This window comes from Actinomycetota bacterium, assembly GCA_023488435.1.
Taxonomy (GTDB): domain Bacteria; phylum Actinomycetota; class Coriobacteriia; order Anaerosomatales; family UBA912; genus UBA912.
In genome coordinates, this window is sequence record JAMDCK010000020.1 from 19,833 (window position 1) to 37,901 (window position 18,069).

18 protein-coding genes, 3 tRNA genes and 1 pseudogene are annotated in these 18,069 nt (G+C 62.6%); 12 read left to right on the top strand and 10 right to left on the bottom strand.

Going from position 1 to position 18,069, the window contains the following annotated elements:
* The first annotated feature begins 94 nt into the window (after nt 1-94).
* Genes M1617_02745 through M1617_02755 form a run of 3 tightly spaced genes read left to right on the top strand, consistent with a single transcriptional unit; the run spans nt 95 to nt 3,021 of the window.
* Nucleotides 95-1,651: a GGDEF domain-containing protein gene (locus M1617_02745; protein ID MCL5887208.1), complete on the top strand. Its 1,557-nt coding sequence runs from the start codon at nt 95-97 to the stop codon at nt 1,649-1,651.
* Between the two features lie 27 nt (nt 1,652-1,678).
* Entirely contained in the window at nt 1,679-2,506 is an 828-nt protein-coding gene (gene pheA, locus M1617_02750; protein ID MCL5887209.1) for a prephenate dehydratase, read from the top strand.
* Nucleotides 2,503-3,021, top strand: a complete 519-nt coding sequence (locus tag M1617_02755; protein MCL5887210.1) for a hydrogenase maturation protease — start codon at nt 2,503-2,505, stop codon at nt 3,019-3,021. Before pheA ends, M1617_02755 begins: the two co-directional genes overlap by 4 nt.
* 13 nt (nt 3,022-3,034) lie before the next feature.
* Here the strand turns inward: M1617_02755 and M1617_02760 are convergent, their stop codons facing one another.
* Nucleotides 3,035-3,466, bottom strand: coding sequence for a hypothetical protein (locus tag M1617_02760; protein MCL5887211.1), 432 nt, complete (start codon nt 3,464-3,466; stop codon nt 3,035-3,037).
* 110 nt (nt 3,467-3,576) lie between these two features.
* On the opposite strand from M1617_02760, the gene serS reads away from it, so the two are divergent.
* Nucleotides 3,577-4,851: a serine--tRNA ligase gene (serS, locus tag M1617_02765; GenBank protein ID MCL5887212.1), complete on the top strand. Its 1,275-nt coding sequence runs from the start codon at nt 3,577-3,579 to the stop codon at nt 4,849-4,851.
* A gap of 12 nt (nt 4,852-4,863) precedes the next feature.
* Nucleotides 4,864-7,233: a glucose-6-phosphate dehydrogenase gene (gene zwf / locus M1617_02770; protein MCL5887213.1), complete on the top strand. Its 2,370-nt coding sequence runs from the start codon at nt 4,864-4,866 to the stop codon at nt 7,231-7,233.
* Nucleotides 7,234-7,238: 5 nt separating this feature from the next.
* Here the strand turns inward: zwf and M1617_02775 are convergent.
* The 4 genes from M1617_02775 to M1617_02790 all read right to left on the bottom strand — a co-directional run bounded on the left by M1617_02775 (nt 7,239) and on the right by M1617_02790 (nt 8,253).
* Nucleotides 7,239-7,315: transfer RNA gene (locus M1617_02775), tRNA-Arg, on the bottom strand.
* Nucleotides 7,316-7,369: 54 nt separating this feature from the next.
* Nucleotides 7,370-7,463 (bottom strand) — tRNA-Ser (locus tag M1617_02780).
* A 108-nt stretch (nt 7,464-7,571) separates the two neighbouring features.
* A complete protein-coding gene (locus M1617_02785) occupies nt 7,572-8,129 on the bottom strand; it encodes a magnesium transporter (protein MCL5887214.1) in 558 nt (185 codons plus the stop codon).
* Nucleotides 8,130-8,165: 36 nt separating this feature from the next.
* Nucleotides 8,166-8,253, bottom strand: a tRNA-Ser gene (locus M1617_02790).
* A 55-nt stretch (nt 8,254-8,308) separates the two neighbouring features.
* Here M1617_02790 and tadA point away from each other — a divergent pair.
* Complete coding sequence (tadA, locus tag M1617_02795; protein MCL5887215.1) at nt 8,309-8,803, top strand: tRNA adenosine(34) deaminase TadA; 495 nt, start codon at nt 8,309-8,311, stop codon at nt 8,801-8,803.
* 23 nt (nt 8,804-8,826) lie between these two features.
* Here the strand turns inward: tadA and M1617_02800 are convergent, their stop codons facing one another.
* From M1617_02800 to M1617_02810, 3 genes are all read right to left on the bottom strand, one after another.
* Nucleotides 8,827-9,429, bottom strand: a complete 603-nt coding sequence (locus tag M1617_02800) for a PaeR7I family type II restriction endonuclease (protein MCL5887216.1) — start codon at nt 9,427-9,429, stop codon at nt 8,827-8,829.
* A 107-nt stretch (nt 9,430-9,536) separates the two neighbouring features.
* Complete coding sequence (locus M1617_02805) at nt 9,537-10,514, bottom strand: SAM-dependent methyltransferase (protein ID MCL5887217.1); 978 nt, start codon at nt 10,512-10,514, stop codon at nt 9,537-9,539.
* Entirely contained in the window at nt 10,481-11,509 is a 1,029-nt protein-coding gene (locus tag M1617_02810; protein ID MCL5887218.1) for an Eco57I restriction-modification methylase domain-containing protein, read from the bottom strand. Before M1617_02810 ends, M1617_02805 begins: the two co-directional genes overlap by 34 nt.
* Before the next feature lie 299 nt (nt 11,510-11,808).
* Here M1617_02810 and M1617_02815 point away from each other — a divergent pair, with 299 nt between their 5' ends.
* Both M1617_02815 and M1617_02820 read left to right on the top strand, forming a co-directional pair.
* Nucleotides 11,809-12,192 carry a hypothetical protein gene (locus M1617_02815; protein MCL5887219.1) on the top strand — a complete coding sequence of 128 codons (384 nt, stop codon included), beginning with the start codon at nt 11,809-11,811 and terminating at the stop codon, nt 12,190-12,192.
* Nucleotides 12,185-12,415 (top strand): hypothetical protein, encoded by a 231-nt coding sequence (locus M1617_02820; protein ID MCL5887220.1) that lies wholly within the window; start codon nt 12,185-12,187, stop codon nt 12,413-12,415. Before M1617_02815 ends, M1617_02820 begins: the two co-directional genes overlap by 8 nt.
* Here M1617_02820 and ligD read toward each other — a convergent pair.
* Entirely contained in the window at nt 12,374-14,677 is a 2,304-nt protein-coding gene (gene ligD / locus M1617_02825) for a DNA ligase D (protein ID MCL5887221.1), read from the bottom strand. The genes M1617_02820 and ligD overlap by 42 nt on opposite strands.
* Before the next feature lie 6 nt (nt 14,678-14,683).
* Nucleotides 14,684-15,346 carry a Ku protein gene (locus tag M1617_02830; GenBank protein ID MCL5887222.1) on the bottom strand — a complete coding sequence of 221 codons (663 nt, stop codon included), beginning with the start codon at nt 15,344-15,346 and terminating at the stop codon, nt 14,684-14,686.
* 3 nt (nt 15,347-15,349) lie between these two features.
* Between M1617_02830 and M1617_02835 the strand changes: the two are divergent.
* The 4 genes and pseudogenes from M1617_02835 to M1617_02850 all read left to right on the top strand — a co-directional run bounded on the left by M1617_02835 (nt 15,350) and on the right by M1617_02850 (nt 18,059).
* Nucleotides 15,350-15,484, top strand: a pseudogene (locus M1617_02835) (NAD/FAD-binding protein).
* Nucleotides 15,485-15,627: 143 nt separating this feature from the next.
* Nucleotides 15,628-16,392, top strand: coding sequence for a DUF1365 domain-containing protein (locus M1617_02840; protein ID MCL5887223.1), 765 nt, complete (start codon nt 15,628-15,630; stop codon nt 16,390-16,392).
* The gene (locus tag M1617_02845) at nt 16,392-17,612 is read left to right on the top strand and encodes a cyclopropane-fatty-acyl-phospholipid synthase family protein (protein MCL5887224.1); all 1,221 of its coding nucleotides are present in this window, start codon (nt 16,392-16,394) and stop codon (nt 17,610-17,612) included. The genes M1617_02840 and M1617_02845 overlap by 1 nt, the downstream gene beginning before the upstream one ends.
* Nucleotides 17,613-17,648: 36 nt before the next feature.
* A complete protein-coding gene (locus tag M1617_02850; protein MCL5887225.1) occupies nt 17,649-18,059 on the top strand; it encodes a DUF2177 family protein in 411 nt (136 codons plus the stop codon).
* Nucleotides 18,060-18,069 lie beyond the last annotated feature (10 nt).

Sequence of the window (18,069 nt, forward strand, 5' to 3'; positions counted from 1 at the left end):
CAGATGACTGGTCGACGAAGCGGCTACGAGGTGGCACTATATTGACATATACACTGCCGGATGTACGGCAGAGTCAGCGCACGAGGATCCGTGGATGACCGAAGACTACCTCATAGAGAGCTTCGACCGCTCGAGATACTGGTATCTCATACTGCGGATCTTGATGCTGGTAATTACCTTCTTGTGGACGGTTTGGGCTGCCCTGGCTCACGCCGATGTGATTGGAGTGCCGCTGGCCGCAGCCGCCACGCTTATACATGCGGTCACCACAGTGGTAGCGATTTTTGTGACCAAGATCCCATCCCTGCGGTCAGGACGAACGCTTCTTTGGTTCGCAGTTCCAGACTTGGTCTATGTCACTTTGCTCGGACTGGCCTTCGCAGGGTACGAGGACCCGACGTATTCGCTGCTGTTCGCCCTGGCAACACTCTATGCGCTATTCGTCAGGCATCCGGCCGCATGGACCGTCGGACTTGGAGCCACGTTCGTGTTCCTCGCGATTCAGGCGACCATTGCACAGCCAGGAGCGATGGCGATATCGATCATCGTGCTCAAGGCGGCCCAGCTCTTTGCCATCTCCTTCGTTCTGCACAAGACATCTTTAGGGCTAGGACAGAGGCAGCAGGACGCGCTTCTCAGTCACCGAAAGGAGGCGGAGCTCAATCGGCAGCTACAGAGTCGCGTCAGTGAGCTTCGGGCCATCTCCAAGATCGGCGACATCCTTCACTCCCAACTCGATTTCGATCGCACGGGACTTGTCGCCGTCGAGATCCTCTCGAAAATCATCAATGTCCCTGCGTGCTGCCTGTTCGTGATCGACAAGAGCGAGTCGAAGACGGTGTTCTCGGCGAGTGTCGGGCTTACTGACACCGTCAGTGTCCCCGCGATGGATGCGACGCTCATGGATTCCTGGGACACCCTTGACGATCACTTTTCGTGCCTGCCTCTGGTGGAGTTCTCAAGCCTGATGGTCGTTTTTTGCGCCGATGCCGAGAGGATCGAAGCAATGACCGATGAGGACAGGATCGTCCTTGAGACTGTGGCAAGCCAGCTGGCAGTGGCTGTCGAGAACTCCCAGCTCTACAAGCTCACTAGGCGCATGGCAATCACCGATGACCTGACTGGCCTATACAACTACCGCTACCTGCAGCAGAGACTCGACGATGAATTGAAGCGGGCGACCCGTTACGAGAAGGACCTTTCCCTACTGATGATCGATGTGGACGACTTCAAGGGCTTCAACGACACGCGGGGCCATGTCGAGGGCGATAGCGCACTGAGAGAGCTCGGAGAGGTAATCTCCCACTCGGTTCGAACCGTGGATGCCGTATGTCGCTATGGCGGAGAGGAATTCTCGGTCATACTGCCAGAGACCGATGTTTCTGGCGCGCTGGTCACTGCAGCCAAGATCCGTGAGGCGGTCAGCCAGCATCTGTTCGGTAGTCTTTCGGAGCGCGGGGGAGCGAATCTGACGGTGAGCATCGGCTTGGCGACCTTCCCCACGCATGCGAAAGACAAGGAGTCCCTGCTCACCATAGCGGACGATGCGCTGTACAGGGCGAAGAGCACAGGCAAGAACAGGGTCCGCTCTCCGTTGAGTGGCCAGTCGGAAGCAGAGATATCAGGGGCGCCGGTTAATGCAGACAGTTGATCAAGCTGATCACGAGAGGGTGAGGGAATGAGCCGGTTCGCGTATCTGGGTCCAGCGGGGACTCATAGTCATAGGGCGCTACTGTCGATCATCGGTCCGGAGGACGAGACCGAGCCATGCGCCACCATCGAAGAGGTCTTCACCGCAGTTGAGCGCGGCAAGGTCGAGTTCGGCTTGGTGCCAATCGAGAACTCGGTGGAAGGTGCGGTGAACGCAACACTTGACTCGCTGGCTTTCGACAGCGAGCTGGAGATTCAGCAAGAAGTCGTCCGCGACATCCACCATGCGCTTTGCGTGGCACCCGGTGTGACACTCGCCGAGGTCACGCAGATCGTCTCGCATCCGCAGGCGCTGGCACAGTCCCGAAGGTGGATCACGAGCAACCTACTCGGCAAGCCGGTGGTCGCTGCCACATCGACAGCGGAGGCCGTACGAATGGCCACTGAGCAACCCGGAGTTGCGGCTATCGGTAGCGAGTTTGCCGCCGAGACATACGGCGCGGAGGTCCTCTTCGACTCGATTGAGGACTACGCGGGCAATCAGACGCGTTTCGTGTTGATCGGCAGGGGGATGCACGAGCGTACGGGGGAGGACAAGACCTCGTTGGCTTTGTTCATGAAGGCCGATAGACCCGGGACGCTGAATATGATCCTCTCGGAGTTTGCATTCGCAGGGATCAACCTCACCAAGATCCAGTCGCGACCGACCCGTAAGGCTCTGGGCGACTACATGTTCTTTATCGACCTGATCGGGCATGTCGACGACGAGAACGTCAGGCTAGCCCTGGACTGCCTGCGCCTCAAGCTGCGTCGGGTAAAAGTGCTGGGCAGCTACCCACGGGCGGTCAAGGCGTGATCGGGGACAGCGAAGATCAACCGGACGAATCCCAGCCGAAGATACTGATTCTAGGCATTGGCAACATCCTCATGAAGGACGAGGGCATCGGCTGCCGCATTGCACAGGAACTGGAAGACCGATACGACTTCCCTGAAGGTGTGGATGTCGTCGATTCGGGCACAATGGGGCTCGTACTGCTGAACATGCTGCGTGAGTACGACTTCGTGATCGTGGTCGATGCTGTGGACGGGACCGGCTATCCGCCAGGTACGGTCGTCCGGATGTCACCTGAGGACATCGCCCCTAACCAGGTAATGCACTCGCTCCACGACATGCGGTTCATAGACGTGCTAGAGGCTGCGATGCTCATCGGGGTTGAGATCGAGGGGCACGTAATCGGCGTTCAGGTCGAAGATATGGACCCGCCGGAGCTGTTCATCGGATTGTCCAACTCGCTCGAAGATGCTGTGGATACCGCAATAGACGCTGTACTTACGGTACTTGCAGAGAGAGGCGTTGAGCCGCTAGCGTGAGTCGGCCTAAAGCTTAGGGCTGCGCCTCCAGGTAGACGAATCCGGCATCATAGACCCCAGGGTCGCCCTCGAGTCGCCGGACTATGTCTCCCTCGATCCGGTCCTCTGTGCCGATTACGAACGTTCCTTCGCCAAAGGGCAGGAACCGCGCTCCCCCGAGGTCGTTGCGATCAAGGACCTCGGTTATTGAGACCCCGGGATTGAGCCACACGGCCACCGCCCCGTCCATCTCGTCGAGATTCTCAACGGTTTCTACAACCGGGTCGCCTGCGGCAAAACCATCGCCCTGCTGAGCCGCACTACAACCGCGCCAGAAAATCAGAACCGCAATTACGATGACAGCGATGACAAGTATCTTGGCGACAAGACGTAGCGTCTCATGTTCGTTGTCGCTTCCTCTGTCGCTGGGCGGCTGATTCATCTCGGGCGATTGCATTTCGGCCATTTCGACCCCCTGATCGGCATATAGTTCAAGTATAGACGATGAGTGCGGCGTGTGGGTGTACGATATACTTGCCACGACAGACTACACTCGTGCTTTCGCGGAGGAATAACATGCTGGATGCCAGATTCGTGCGTCAGAATGCCGAGCTCGTGCGGCAGGCGCTCCGTGATCGCGGCTCGGATTGGGATCTGGACCGGTACATCGAGCTCGATACAGTCCGCCGTGAGCTGCTAGCCGAGCTCGAAGCCGCTCAGGCTCGCCGAAACACCGACTCGAAGGCCATCGGCGGGCTGATGAAGGAAGGCCGACGCGAGGAAGCGGAAGCCCTGAAGGCCGAGGTGCACTCGGTCAACGAGACCATCGCAACGACCGAGGCCTCGCTCGCGAAGATCGACGGCGTGGTCCAAGAGATGATGCTCACAATCCCGAACCTCCCCGACGCAAGTGTTCCCGTCGGCGCAAATGAGCAGGACAACGTTGAGGTCCGACGCTGGGGTACTCCGCCAGAGTTCGATTTCGAGCACAAGGCCCACTGGGATCTCGGTCCCGGGCTCGGCATCGTGGACTTCGAGAGGGGCGTGAAGCTCGCGAAATCGCGCTTCGTGGTTCTCGGCAGGGATGGCGCGCGGCTGAATAGGGCGCTCATCAACTTCATGCTCGACACCCATGGCGGTCGCGGCTACACCGAGTGGTCGGTGCCGGCGATGGCCAACACCGAGACGCTCACGGGGACGGGCAACCTCCCCAAGTTCGAGGACGACCTCTTCGCCGCTGGGGAGGGCCTCTATCTGATTCCGACCGCGGAGGTGCAGCTCACCAACTTGCATCGCGCCGAAGTGCTCGATGCAAGCGATCTGCCGCTTGACTACACCGCTTACACGCCGTGCTTCCGCGAAGAGGCCGGTGCCGCTGGCCGAGACACCCGCGGGATGATTCGCGTGCATCAGTTCGACAAGGTTGAGCTGGTCAAGTTCGCGACCCCTGAGGCCAGCTTCGGCGAGCTCGAGAAGATGGTGGCCGACGCCGAGAACATCCTTCAGCAGTTGGGCCTAGCGTACCGGGTAATCACCCTGTGCACGGGCGACATGGGATTCGCCGCCGCAAAGACTTACGACATCGAGGTGTGGCTGCCAAGCTACTCCGGGTATAAGGAGATATCGAGCTGCAGCAACTGCACCGACTTCCAGGCCCGCAGGGCGGCTATCAAGTACCGCAGCCCCAAGGAGTTCGGCGGTAGTCGGTTCGTGCACACACTGAACGGAAGTGGCCTGGCGGTCGGCAGGACACTGGTGGCGATCTTGGAGAACTATCAGCAGGCCGACGGGACCGTGGTGGTGCCCGAGGTGTTGCGTCCGTACATGGGAGGGCAAGAGGTAATCCAGTAGGAAGGGGCTCGGATGACACCCTCGGCTAGCGACCCTACGATCCTGGTGATCTTCGGAACCACGGGGGATTTGATGGGACGCAAGATCACCCCGGCGCTCTACTACCTTGCCAGCAAAGACGCCCTACCCGAACGCTTCCAAGTAGTGGGGCACTCGCGTCGGGCCTGGTCCGATGAGGACCTGCGCGGTCATGTGCGGTCGATCCTCAAGCACAGTCAGATTGCCTCGGCAGACGACCCCGCGCCGGCTGAGGGGTTCCTCGACATGTTCACCTACTCGGTGGGCGAATTCAACGACACGCAAGGGTACCGCGGACTCGCCGAACACCTCGCGAGAATCGACGAGGAGTGGGGCGTCTGCGCGAACAAGCTCTTCTACCTGGCTGTCCCGCCCGAGCACTACGCCACGATCCTCAAGCATCTCGCCGAAGGGGGACTCACCGGAACGTGCGGTCAGGGTGGCGGTTGGACGAGGGTGCTGGTGGAGAAGCCGTTCGGGCACGATGCAGAGACTTCGGCGATGCTCGACGAGACGCTGGGCGAGCTTTTTGCCGAGGAGCAGATATATCGCATCGATCACTACCTCGCCAAGGAGATGCTGCAAGGCATCCTGAACTTCCGGTTCGCGAACAACCTGTTGGAGACGAGCTGGGATCGCTCCGCAATCGAGTCCATCGAGGTCGTACTGCACGAGACGCTGGGCGTCGAGCATCGCGGGTGGTTCTACGACGGGGTCGGAGCACTGCGCGATGTTGGGCAGAATCATCTGCTACAGATGCTGGCGCTAATCACGATGGAGCAGCCGGAGTCCTGTACCGCCGCTGCAATTCGTGACTCTCGCGCAAAGGCGGTGCGCGATGTGTTGCGCCCGATGACGGTCGAGCAGGTGGCCCTGAACACCTACCGCGCGCAGTACGACGGGTACAAACAGATTGAGGGAGTGGATTGCTTCAGCGAGACGGAGACGTTCTTCCGGCTTCGCACCACGATGCGCGGTTCCCGCTGGGCGGGCGTGCCGGTCGTCTTCGAGAGCGGCAAGCGCCTCGCCGAAGTGCGCAAGGAGATAGTAGTCACCTTCCGCCATCCCGATCCTTGCATCTGCGACGAGGACTCCCACCACAAGAACCAGGTGATATTCACGCTGGATCCATCGGACACGATAAAGATCGTCTTCTGGGCCAAGAAGCCCGGCTTCGATCGCGAAGTCGAGCGGCGAGAGTTCACTTTCTTCCTCTACGAGAAGGAAGCCAAGATCCAGTACGTCGAGGAGTACGCGAAGTTGCTGCTAGACGCTATCCGTGGGGACCAGACGCTGTTCCTCTCCACGGATGAGACGCTCGCGATGTGGGAGTTCGTCGACCCGATCACGCGAGCGTGGGCCGACGAGGTCACGCCTCTGCACACTTACCCGCCGGATACGCTGCGTGCGCCCGAGCAAGCCATCGAGGCGCTGGCGGCAACGCCGAAGTGCGGACAAGTCGGCGTGGTCGGGCTGGGCAAGATGGGTGCGGGCCTCGCACTCAACCTGCTCGATCACGGCTGGTGCGTGACCGGTTACAACCGTACCGCCGAGAAGGCGCTGGCCCTGGAACCCGCCGGTCTGGTCGCGGCTGCCTCACTGGCCGAGCTCGTTGAGACGCTGCCTCGGCCTCGGGCCGTCTGGGTCATGCTCACGGCCGGCGCCGCAGTGGATGGCGTGCTCTTCGGCGGGGTTGACGGGCAACCGGCGCTCATCGACCTGCTCGAGGAAGGCGATGTAGTAATCGACGGCGGCAACTCGTACTTCAAGGACGCTGCCGTCCGAGCCGAGCGACTAGCCGAGCGCGGGATACGCTTCCTGGATTGCGGAACCAGCGGCGGACCTGGCGGCGCCCGTAACGGCGCGTGCCTCATGATCGGCGGCAGGCGCGAGGACTTCGAGGGACTGGAGCCGATGTTCGCCGACGTCGCGCGCATCGACGGGTACCGGTTCTTCGAGGGCCATGGCGCGGGCCACTTCGTGAAAATGGTGCACAACGGCATCGAGTACGGCATGATGCAAGCGATCGCCGAGGGATTCCAGTTGATGCGCGCCTCGGACTTCGAGCTCGATCTGTCGCAGGTCGCCGAGGTCTACCAGCGTGGCAGCGTCATCGAGTCGCGGCTCATCGGCTGGCTGCAAGACGCCTTCGTGGAGCTGGGAGATTCGCTTGACGGAGTCAGCGGCATCGTGCGGCATACCGGCGAGGCCGAGTGGACCGTCCGCACCGCCGAGGAGATGGGGCTCGAAGCGCGAATCATCGCTGGAGCGCTGGAGTTCCGGGTCGAGTCGGAGCGCAATCCGAGCTACGCTGGGCAGGTACTCAGCGCGCTTCGCAACCGCTTCGGCGGGCACGCGATGTAGCTTTGTGGTGCGCCCTGAGAGATTCGAACTCCCGACCTTCTGATTCGTAGTCAGACGCTCTATCCGGCTGAGCTAAGGGCGCGCTTGCCCGATGTGGGCTTGGTAATCCTGCCATTCGCAGGCGGTTTTAGTCAAGTGGCGGAGAGTGAGGGATTCGAACCCTCGAAGAGGCTATAAACCCCTTACTCGCTTAGCAGGCGAGCGCCTTCAGCCGACTCGGCCAACTCTCCGTACAGCGCCGACAAGGCGGCGAAGCGTCGATATTGTAGCATGTTGCAGCCACGTCATCGGAAGTCGGTTCGAATCGATTCTCGAACCTGCCGAAGGGGCGGGTCGCATCACAAGCGGAACAGCATCGTTGCCGCGACTGCGAAATACACCAGCAGGCTCAGGTTGTCGGTCAAGGCGGTGGTGAGCTCGTCGGTGCCGACCGCCGGATCTCGGCGCAGCAGGGAGAAGATCACCGGCATCATCATCCCGATGACCACCGCCATCAGCCCGTTGATGACCAGAGTGCTCCCGACCACGACAGCCAACTCGATATCCCTGAACCACAAGTAGGCGAACAGACCCAGCGCCGCGCCGGCGATCGCGCCCAACGACAGCCCGACGAGGATCTCCTTGAGGAGGATGCGGGACAGCTTGAGGCGACCCAGCGCGAGCTCCCGGACGAAAAGCGCCACCGTCTCGGTGCCGATCGCGCCACTCATGTACACGATCACCGGGATGAACAGCACGAGTTCGACCTTCGCCGAGAAAGCCTCCTCGTACGCCTGGCCGATGAAGATCATGACGATTCCCGCGGCGACCGCCAACAGAATCCACGGCGCCCGGCGCCTGACCTCGCTACCGAAGTGGGCTTGAGCGATGTTCAGCTCGGCCTTTGGTTCTTGCATCGCGGCTCCCGTGTCACGTCCTCAGTGCCATGCGGCTGGCGGAGGGGGTGGGATTCGAACCCACGGACCCTTGCGGGTCAACGGTTTTCAAGACCGTCGCAATCGTCCACTCTGCCACCCCTCCGCGAGATGACTTGACGCGATGAGCAGTCTATCATGCCATTCTAGTCAGAATCGAGATGAAGGCGGCATTGCGCTTGAAGCACTCCGACGAACACTACATGGACCTGGCCCTCGAGCAGGCGGGTCAGGCTGCGCTTGCCGATGAGGTGCCTGTGGGCGCGGTCGTCGTCTGCGATGGCGAGGTCGTTTCGGCAGCTTATAACCGCCGAGAGAGCGACCACGACCCCGCGGGACACGCCGAACTGCTGGCGATCCGTGAGGCATCGGCGCGACTCGGGCGCTGGCGCTTGTCGGATTGCACGGTCTACGTCACGCTCGAGCCATGCCCGATGTGCGCCGGCCTCATGCACCAGGCACGCATCGCACGCTGCGTTTTCGGTGCGCCGGACCCGAAGTCGGGTGCGCTGGGGACCCTGTATGCACTCCACGAAGACGAGCGGCTCAACCATCGGTTCGAGGTGACCTCCGGGGTCCGCGAGCAGGAGAGCGCGGCGCTGCTACGGGCGTTCTTCGGCAGACGGCGGGGGAAAGGTCATCGTCCGTTGGGATGATGGGCCGGGGACGTGTGCTCCTATCAGGCTAGAATCTCTGCTACGCGTCCGCGTATCGATGTTTCGAACTTTACCCAAGAGAGATCACGGGCTGGTTCCTGAATACCCTCTACGGTACCTTCCCCGTTGCCAGTAACGAACCACGCCGCGTTGTATAAGCGTTGCAGGACTAGTCGCCGGCACATGAGGATCGCCCGGTCTTGGTACGAGGAGTCGCTGAACTCCGGATCCACTGGGAAATGCGTTTGGCGTACTCTCACGGGGGATCGCGAAGAAGGCTCATCCTGCATGAGAAAAACGTATCCCAGCCATGGAGGTTTTACTCCCAATAGTCCCTTTTCGGCGGCCTCCAGAAGATCAGTGGCATTTCCCAGCGCCTCCTCGGCGCGATTGTTCATGTTGTTGCCATAGCTGCCTAGAATAGACTTGAACTCCACAGCTACAACCACAGTCCCGTCGTGGACAGCGACAACATCCCACTTCTTCTCTGGCCTGTAGTATCCAGGCAGTTCCACACCGCGATCCTTGTGGACACTGGACTGCGGCAATCCCGCATCGACAAGGACTTTTTCTATAAGTTGAGCTAAGGAATCAAGGTGTTTTCCGCTTGTCACTCCCGCGCGCAAACCGGGATCCGTGCTTCCTCGCATGAGTGCCCTATTCGCGGCATCCGTTCGCATTTTCCAGCAACTAGCCGCTGCCTCGCGATAATCCTCTAAGGGCACGGTGTCTCCTAGTCCGGGATTCTATCAATCCCATAAGCCAGTAGGGCTGCAGCTGTGGCTGCTTCGACGTCGCGGTTGTTGAATGCATCTATAAGAGCTGTTGCAACCTCCGCTGGGATGCCGGCCGGATCTGGAACTCTGATCCGTCTGAGGTACTGAGCTTGGAATCTTAGCGTTCCGCCCCGCATTCGTACCGCATATGAAGCGATGAAGAACTCAGCGACACGCGACAGTAGCAAGCCGCCAAGGACCCGAACGTCCCAGCTACCGGGCTCAATCCAATAGAGATTGTGGTGTGGGTAGTACGCGCCTTCGTCAAGAACTGGAGCGATGGTCGTCTTCATATCAGGAAGAAGCAGCTTGTGCTTGCGCTGAAGATCAGGGTTCACCTTGTCGATCGTTCTGTACCAGGCCCCATTGCTCTTCTTGGCTACGTGGCGACTTCGGAGTTGTTCCGAATGCGTGGTCAGGTATGCTGCCAACCTAGGGTAGCCTTCTAAGCTGACGAGAGAGCCTTGCGTGTCCCAAGGATTCACCAACCAGCTCCCCTGCCAGACAACTCGCCCGCTGGAGATATCTGTAGTTTTCAACAGCGGCAGCAGACGGCTTTCTTCCACGAGTGATGCGTCGTCCGTAACGAACACAGCATCGGCACCTGTTGCGATGCCGATTCCAACCCTGGCACCCGTGTTCTCAAGAAGAGGCAGCCGGTCTTCTAAGTCTCGCAGGAAGGCAATCCTCTCGGGCGATCCGGTCGGCCATGAAGTTTCGGTTCGAAACCAGTCTTCGAGGACCGCTGCCGAGAAATCCCGATCCCGTACTGATCCGGAGCCATTAGCGGCCCATTGCTCCAGTCGGGTCGAGGCCTCCCCATTGAAAGTTTGGTGCGCGACTGCATACCGCACAGGCCCTTGGGTGCCACGGCCGATGAGAGTCACGGCAGGATAGGCACTCACTTCTTCAGCAAAAGCGTCCACGCCGTGCATCTCGTACACCGCGCGGACGTCGTAGTCTTCGGGATGCCGATTCCAACCCTGGCACCCGTGTTCTCAAGAAGAGGCAGCCGGTCTTCTAAGTCTCGCAGGAAGGCAATCCTCTCGGGCGATCCGGTCGGCCATGAAGTTTCGGTTCGAAACCAGTCTTCGAGGACCGCTGCCGAGAAATCCCGATCCCGTACTGATCCGGAGCCATTAGCGGCCCATTGCTCCAGTCGGGTCGAGGCCTCCCCATTGAAAGTTTGGTGCGCGACTGCATACCGCACAGGCCCTTGGGTGCCACGGCCGATGAGAGTCACGGCAGGATAGGCACTCACTTCTTCAGCAAAAGCGTCCACGCCGTGCATCTCGTACACCGCGCGGACGTCGTAGTCTTCGGAAACCATTTGTCGCAGACGCTTCCCGTAGGCGTTGCGCATCCATCGATCGGCGCAGATGAAACAGAGTACCCCGTTCGGCTTGAGTGAGCGAAGACCGATCTCGTAAAAGGCGACATAGATGTCGCTGCCATCGGTCATCGTGTGACATTTCTCGACGTATGCCGATCGTAGGTCGCGGGGAATCGACTCAGCCCTGATGTAAGGTGGATTGCCGACCACTAAGTCTGCGTTTTCGTTCTCTGAGCCTCTAAGTAGATAGTCTTCACATGAGACCCAGCACTCGGCGAGTTCAGCGGCCGTTCGTTCGGTCCATCCGTCTTCAAGCAGCCAGCGGGTTACCCCCATCCTGCATGTTGCCACATGTTCCGGCTGCAAATCGAACGCCCGGATGGCCGGTCGTGCATCCAGGATGTCTATGCCCCAAGTCCTGCATGACTTGGACAGCCGTTCGACAATCGGCAGGAGAAAAGCCCCATCTCCGCACGAAGGCTCCACCACGACACGCTGTGCCAGGTTCTCGTCTGGCGTATAGCCACAGAGATCCAGCATGAAGTCGACCATCCATGGCTTCGTAAAGACAGCCCCATGTTCTTTGACACGCTCCAACGATGCCTCCATAACGTTACCCCCATAATAGCCTGAACCGTCAGCCTGACAACGACTCAGAGTACCCAGCTGGTCGAAACCCGTTCTTCCTACTTTCTATCTTGGGCGACTATGGTGGGATGGAGGGGATGGCTTGTTGGCCCAGAGACCGTTTTCCCACTCTCGCCACACACCGATTCGATGTGACGTTCGGCACATCAACCCTAAACATCTGCCCAGAAGTGCCGACATAGGCAGTAGAAGCACACTTTCGATGTCGATAGGTCGACCGTGGCCGGATGTTAGGAGATCTGCAACAGATGGAACAGTGGGTCCTTGAACTGCCGACGTACTTCATAGGGATCGCCAGCCTGCTGGCCGCGGCGTTCCTCTTGGTGAACACGGTGCTTCTGCGCCGCGTCGCCAAAGGCGGTGCCATCGCCGAGAACATCAGCTTCCTGATCCTCGGGATAGCCTGCCTGGCCGCATCGGTCTTGTCGCGATGGATCGTGGAGCAGCTTTCGATATGGGCCGAGGTCCCGCAGCCCTGGCTTGCCTCCGATGGGCTGGTCTTGCTGGCGATGGTCTTCATGGGCCTGTACTTCTGGCGTGTGCGCAAGTCGCTGCAGGGCTACCTGACAGCGGCTCAGGAGTACGCGAAGGCCGGCGATGCGAACTCTGCCGAGGAGATGCAGGATGCCTAACCTGCTCGCAGAGAGAGTCGAGGAGACGCTGCGCCCAGTGATCGGCACGGTGTTGGCGACGGTGTCTGTCGACGTGGAGTCCAAGCGCATCGGCAAGACCGTCGACACCCTTGAGCGGGCCGATCTCCCCGTAATCGCCGAGAACCTGACGACCGCGCTGCGTCTCGTAGTGGGTCAGGAGCTAGCCGAGGCCGCCGCCAAGAAGGTCCGCGAGATCGCGTGAGCGTGCGGCATAGTCTGGCCACGGGTCTTCGGTCTGCTGTCTGAGCCGAAGCGGCACCGAGCGGACATCGAAGGCAGCCGGATCGAGGCCGGGCGTGACTTCCTCCCACGACACCCTGACGGCCACCGGTAGCCCGGGTCGGGCTCTCGCCGAGAGCGCCGCGACCGCGGTGGCCCCACCCGCGTTGCGCAGGTAGTCGATGAAGATGCGCCCGGGTCGCTCGCTCTTCGCCATCCGCGACGTGAACCGGGCCGGCGCATCGGCGGCGAGCTCTTCGGCGAACGCCTTCGCGAAGGCACGCACGGTGTCGTAGGGCAGCGTCGGCGCTATCGGCACGACCAGGTGCAGACCGGACCCACCCGTGGTCTTGGGAAACGCCGCCAAGCCGAGCAGGTCGAGCGCCTCGCGGATCTCGCGTGCGGCTGCGCAGACGCCGGCCCACGTCACGCCCGGGCCGGGATCCAGGTCGAAGATGACGCGGTCGGGGGTGGCCGGGCGCTCGGCAGTGGAGTTCCAGGTGTGGAACTCGATCGCGCCCAGGCGCACCAGCGCGAGGATGCCTTCCGGCGAATCGACGTGCATGTACACGCGCTGCTCGCCGTGTTCGAGGATGTCGACCCGGCGCACCGAGTCGGGGAAGCCGCGCGGATGCGGATGCTTCTGGTAAAAGCAGCTCTCGATCTGCCCGTGTGGGCATCGCACCAGCGTGAGCGGCCTGCCGAGGAGCTCGGGCAGCAGGTGCTCGGCGACAGCCTCGTAGTAGCCGAGGAGGTCGGCCTTCGTGCGCTCCCCGGGGGTTGCGGGCGGGGGGACTGGCGGCTCGGCGGTAGGCTTCGCCGCGGGCTCCTCGGCGGGAGGCGCTTCCACGAGCTGCACGAACGACGGGTGGCGCAGGTGGCCCTCGGCGGTCCACTCGGCGAACTTGACCTCGGCGACGAGCTCGGGCCGCACCCAGCGCACTTCGGGCATCCGGCCGCGCGGGGGCTCGGCGAAGGGCGACTCGTCGGTCGCGATCGCGTCGAGGCGAGCGCGGATGTCGCGCAGCGCGGCGTCGCTGAAGCCCGTTCCGACGCGGCCCGCGTAGTGCAGCCTGCCCGCGGGGGCGCCCCCGCCGCCCTCGGCGTCGCCGAGCAGCAGCGCCCCGAAGCCTGCGCGCGAGCCCGCTGGCAGCGTGAATCCGCCGACGACGAAGCGCCCGCGCATCGAGCACTTCACCTTGAGCCACTCGCGCGAGCGGCCGGGCGCGTGGGGGCGGTCGGCGCGCTTGGAGACGACGCCCTCGAGCGAGAGCGCGCACGCCTCGCGGTAGAAGCCCGCGCCTTGCGACTCGATGTGCTCGGCGAGCAGCAGGCCGCTGCCCGCGGCTCCGCCAGCGCCCTCGACGAGCGCGCGCAGCGACTCCTTGCGCTCGCGAAGCGGCAGGCCGCGCAGGTCGCGACCGTCGAGGAAGAGCAGATCGAAGGCGACGTACACCACGCTCGCCGAGTCGCCCGCACCCAACGCCTGCTGCAGCGCGCTGAACGCCGAGACCCCGCGCTCATCGAAGACGACCGCCTCGCCATCGAGCACCGCCGAGTGGCAGGGAAGCTTCGCGATCGCCGAGGCGACCCCCGGAAACCGCTCGGTCCAGTCGAGGTTGTTGCGGGTGAGCAGCCGGACGTCGGCGGCGTTCCTGACGGCCTGCAGTCGGTAGCCGTCGTACTTGATCTCGTGGATCCACTCGGGGCCAGTGGGAACCTCGGCGGCAAGCGTCGCGAGCTGGAAGTCGACCGGCTCGGCGGGGTCGTGGCGCTCCTTGATGAGCAGCCAGTTGTCGCCGCGCTCGTTGCCGCGCGGTTTGAGCGGGACCAGCGTGAAGCCGCCCGCGAGGCGCTGCCCGCGCAGCACGAACTTGAGTGGCTGGCGCGCCGAGAGCGCCGCATCGAAGTCGCCGAGCGGCTCGTACGTGCCCGAGTCCCAGATCTCGACGGTCCCAGCGCCGTACTGGCCCTCGGGGATGACGCCCGCGAACGCGGCGTACTCCAGCGGGTGGTCCTCCACGTGGACCGCGAGGCGCTTGTCGGCCGGGTCGAGCGACGGGCCCTTGGGTACCGCCCAGCTCGCCAGCACACCGCCGGTCTCGAGCCGGAAATCGTAGTGCAGGCTGCGCGCGGCGTGCTTCTGCACCACGAAGATGCGCGCGCCGGCCGCTGCCTCGCCGCCGCCAGCGGGCTCCGGCGTCACCCCGAAACTGCGCTTCTCCCTATAGCGATCGAGCGGCATCGTCGCCTAGCCGCTCTGGGCGGAACGCGCGGACTTCGCCTTCTCCAGCGAGCGCTTGAGGAGCGAAGCGATGTCGATGACCTCGCCTTCTTCCTCCCCAACCGCCGAAGGGGCGGGTGGTGGCTCGACGGTCACCGCGCCTTCGGCTTTGCGCTCGATGAGCGCGAGCAGCTCGTCGTGGTAGGTGTCGCGGTATGCCGGGTCGGCCGGGTCGAAGTCGGCCTCGATCATGTGGACGAGCTCGGCGGCGATCGCCAGCTCGGCCTCGGTGACGCCGATAGCCTTCAGGTCCGCCGAGGGCAGGTCCAACGCCGAGGCGTCGCGCAGCTCGTGCGGGTAGCGGATCACGGCGAGCAGCAGCAGGTCGCCGCGCGGGATGAGCGCGACCAAGCGCTGGCGTGTGCGGATGACGACCTTGCCCAGGGCCACGCGCCCGGCCCGCGCGAGCGCTTCGCGCAGGAGAGCGTAGGCCTTGCGGCCGGCCTTCGTGGGCTCGAGGTAGTAGGGGCGCTCGAAGTATTCGGGGGCGATCTCCTCGGCGGATACGGCGGCGAGGATGTCGATCGTCTGCGTCGCCTCGACGTTGGCCGCCTTGAAGTCGCCGTCCTCGATGACGACCCAGCGCCCGGGCGTGACCTCGTGGCCCTTGACGATGCGGTCCCAGGGCACCTCCAGGCGAGGGTCCCGGCGATACAGGGCGTGGATCGGGTGTGGTTCGCCGGCGCATGGACCCGCTACGGCTTCCACGAAGACGGCATCCTCTCCGGCGTCAAGGTCGCCGAGGCGCTCGGCGCAACGCTCCCGTGGGGCGACGAGCTCGATTCGACCCGCACACGCGTGAGGCGGGGCGCACCGATCCCGATGATGGGCCAGACCCGGGCGCTGCTCTCCGGCGAGACGCCACTTTGGGCTGCCGAGGAGGGCGCATCCGACCGGGAGGAGCCTCGGACATGAGGTCCAGACTCTACGTCGGGCATCTGTGGCACGAGCGCAAGAGCCCGGTTCACAACGAGTTCCGTTACCCTATCTACTGCCTCGGGCTCGATCTGGACGAGATCGATGCGCTCGATGCCAAGCTGCGTGTCTTCTCCTACAACCGCCCCGGCCTGGTGTCGTTTTGGGATCGCGATCATGGGCCGCTGGATGGTTCGCCACTCAAGCCGTGGATCACTGAGGTCGTAAGTCGCGTCGGCATCGACCTGACCGGAGGGCGAGTCGTTCTCCTGACTCTCCCAAGGGTCTTCGGCACCGGCTTCTACCCGGTGTCTTTCTGGTACTGCTTCGGCGCTGATTCGACGCCTCTTGCGGTACTGGCCGAGGTGCAGAACACCCACCGCGACCACCACAACTACCTGCTCCACAACAACGGCGCACCGTTCGATTGGGACTCCAAGCCCACTGCCACCAAGGTCTTCTACGTCTCGCCGTTCATTCAGATCGAAGACGTGGAGTACGACTTCCACTTCTCGCCGCCCGGCGATGATCTCTCGGTCGTCATCCGCGATACCGTCGAGGGCACGCACATCTTCACGGCGGCGATCAAAGTGCGCGCACATGAGCTTACGGACTCCGCGCTCATCCGCACGGTCGCAAGTCACGGTCCGGTGAGCGGCGTGGCCCTCATCAGGATCCACTGGCAAGCACTCAAGCTGATCGCCAAGAAAGTCCCCTTCCACCAACGCGTACCCGCCCCCTCCGAGAGGACATCACTGTGATGTCAGCGCCGCACCGATCCAGCCGAACCATTCCAGGCCCGCTGCACCTTGCAGCAGGCGCGGTGCTGCGGAGGGTCCGGTGTGGTGATGTCACCATCGAGCTTCCGGACGGAGGGCAGCATCGGTTCGCAGGACCCCAGCCTGGGCCTTCGGCGTTCCTAAAAATCCACGACAATGCCGTTGTCCGCCGAATCATCTCAGGCGGCACCATCGCAGTCGCGGAAACCTACATGGACGGCCTGTGGGACTCGCCAGACCTTGGAGCCGTGTTGGACTTCGGGCATGCGAACCTCTCGGCAGGTTGGGTCGCCAACGTCCCACCGATCATGCGGCCGTTCCATCGGCTCTGGCATCAGAAGCGCGACAACGATCCGAGCGGCGGAGCGAAGCGCAACATCGCCTACCACTACGACCTGGGCAACGACTTCTACAAACTGTGGCTCGACGAAACGATGACGTACTCCTCGGCGTGCTTCACGGGTGCTGGGGGCGAGGGGCTCGGCCGAGACCAGCTCGCCACCGCTCAGCGCCGCAAGTGGGACCGCATCCTCGACCTGCTGCAGCCGGGCGCTCGCGACCACATCCTCGAGCTCGGGTGCGGCTGGGGCGGATTCGCGGCACACGCAGCGAAGGAGTCTGGCTGCCGAGTCACCGGGATCACGCTTTCCGAGGAGCAAGCCCAACTCGCGCGCGAGCTCGTCCGCCGAGAAGACCTCGAAGGGCGGGTGGACATACGCCTGCAGGACTACCGAGAGATGCCGGGGACATTCAGCGGCATCGCATCGATCGAGATGTTCGAGGCGGTCGGCGAGAAGTGGTGGCCAACGTTCTTCCGCAGCGTAAAAGGGCTGCTCGATCCGGGTGCTGCCGCTGCCATACAGGTGATCACGATCGAAGACGCACGATTCGAGGAGTACCGAAGGATCCCCGACTTCACCCAGCGCTACATCTTCCCGGGCGGGATGCTGCCAAGCCCCGAGCGGTTCAAGAGCGTCGCGCAATTCGAGGGCCTGGCGGTGTCCGAGCCGTACTTCTTCGGCAGGGATTACGCGCGAACGCTGGAGGCCTGGGCAGAGCGGTTCGAGGCTGCGTTACCGCAGGTCAGAGAGCTCGGTTTCGACGAGCGCTTCATTCGGATGTGGCACTACTACCTGGCTTACTGTCGGACCGGGTTCTTGTTTGGAAGCATCGATGTCATGCAGGTCAAGCTCGAGTCGTAGTCTCGCGGATGCGGCTCGCGGATCAGGAGGTCGCTCATGTCACTCATAGATTTGGTCGTTCTGTACTTGATCTGCGCGGCGGTGTTCTTCGCGATAGACCTGGTGTGGCTGCTCACGGCGACACCGCGGATATACAAGCCGCTTCTGGGCGACTTACTCGCCGACAATCCCAAGCTCGGGGTGGCAGCAGGCTTCTACCTGCTGTACGTGGTCGGCGTCATCGCGCTCGCTGTCCTGCCTGGAGTCGAGGAGGGCCAAGTCGGAGGTGCTCTTTGGCGAGGGGCGCTCCTGGGCTGTCTTGCCTACGCGACCTACGACCTAACCAACCTGTCGACCATACGCGGCTGGCCCTGGAAGATCTCGGTGATAGACATCGCATGGGGTACGGCTTTGACCAGCGTGGTCGCTGTCGCAGGTTTCTATGCGGCGGTGTGGCTCGGCATGTGATTCGAGCGAC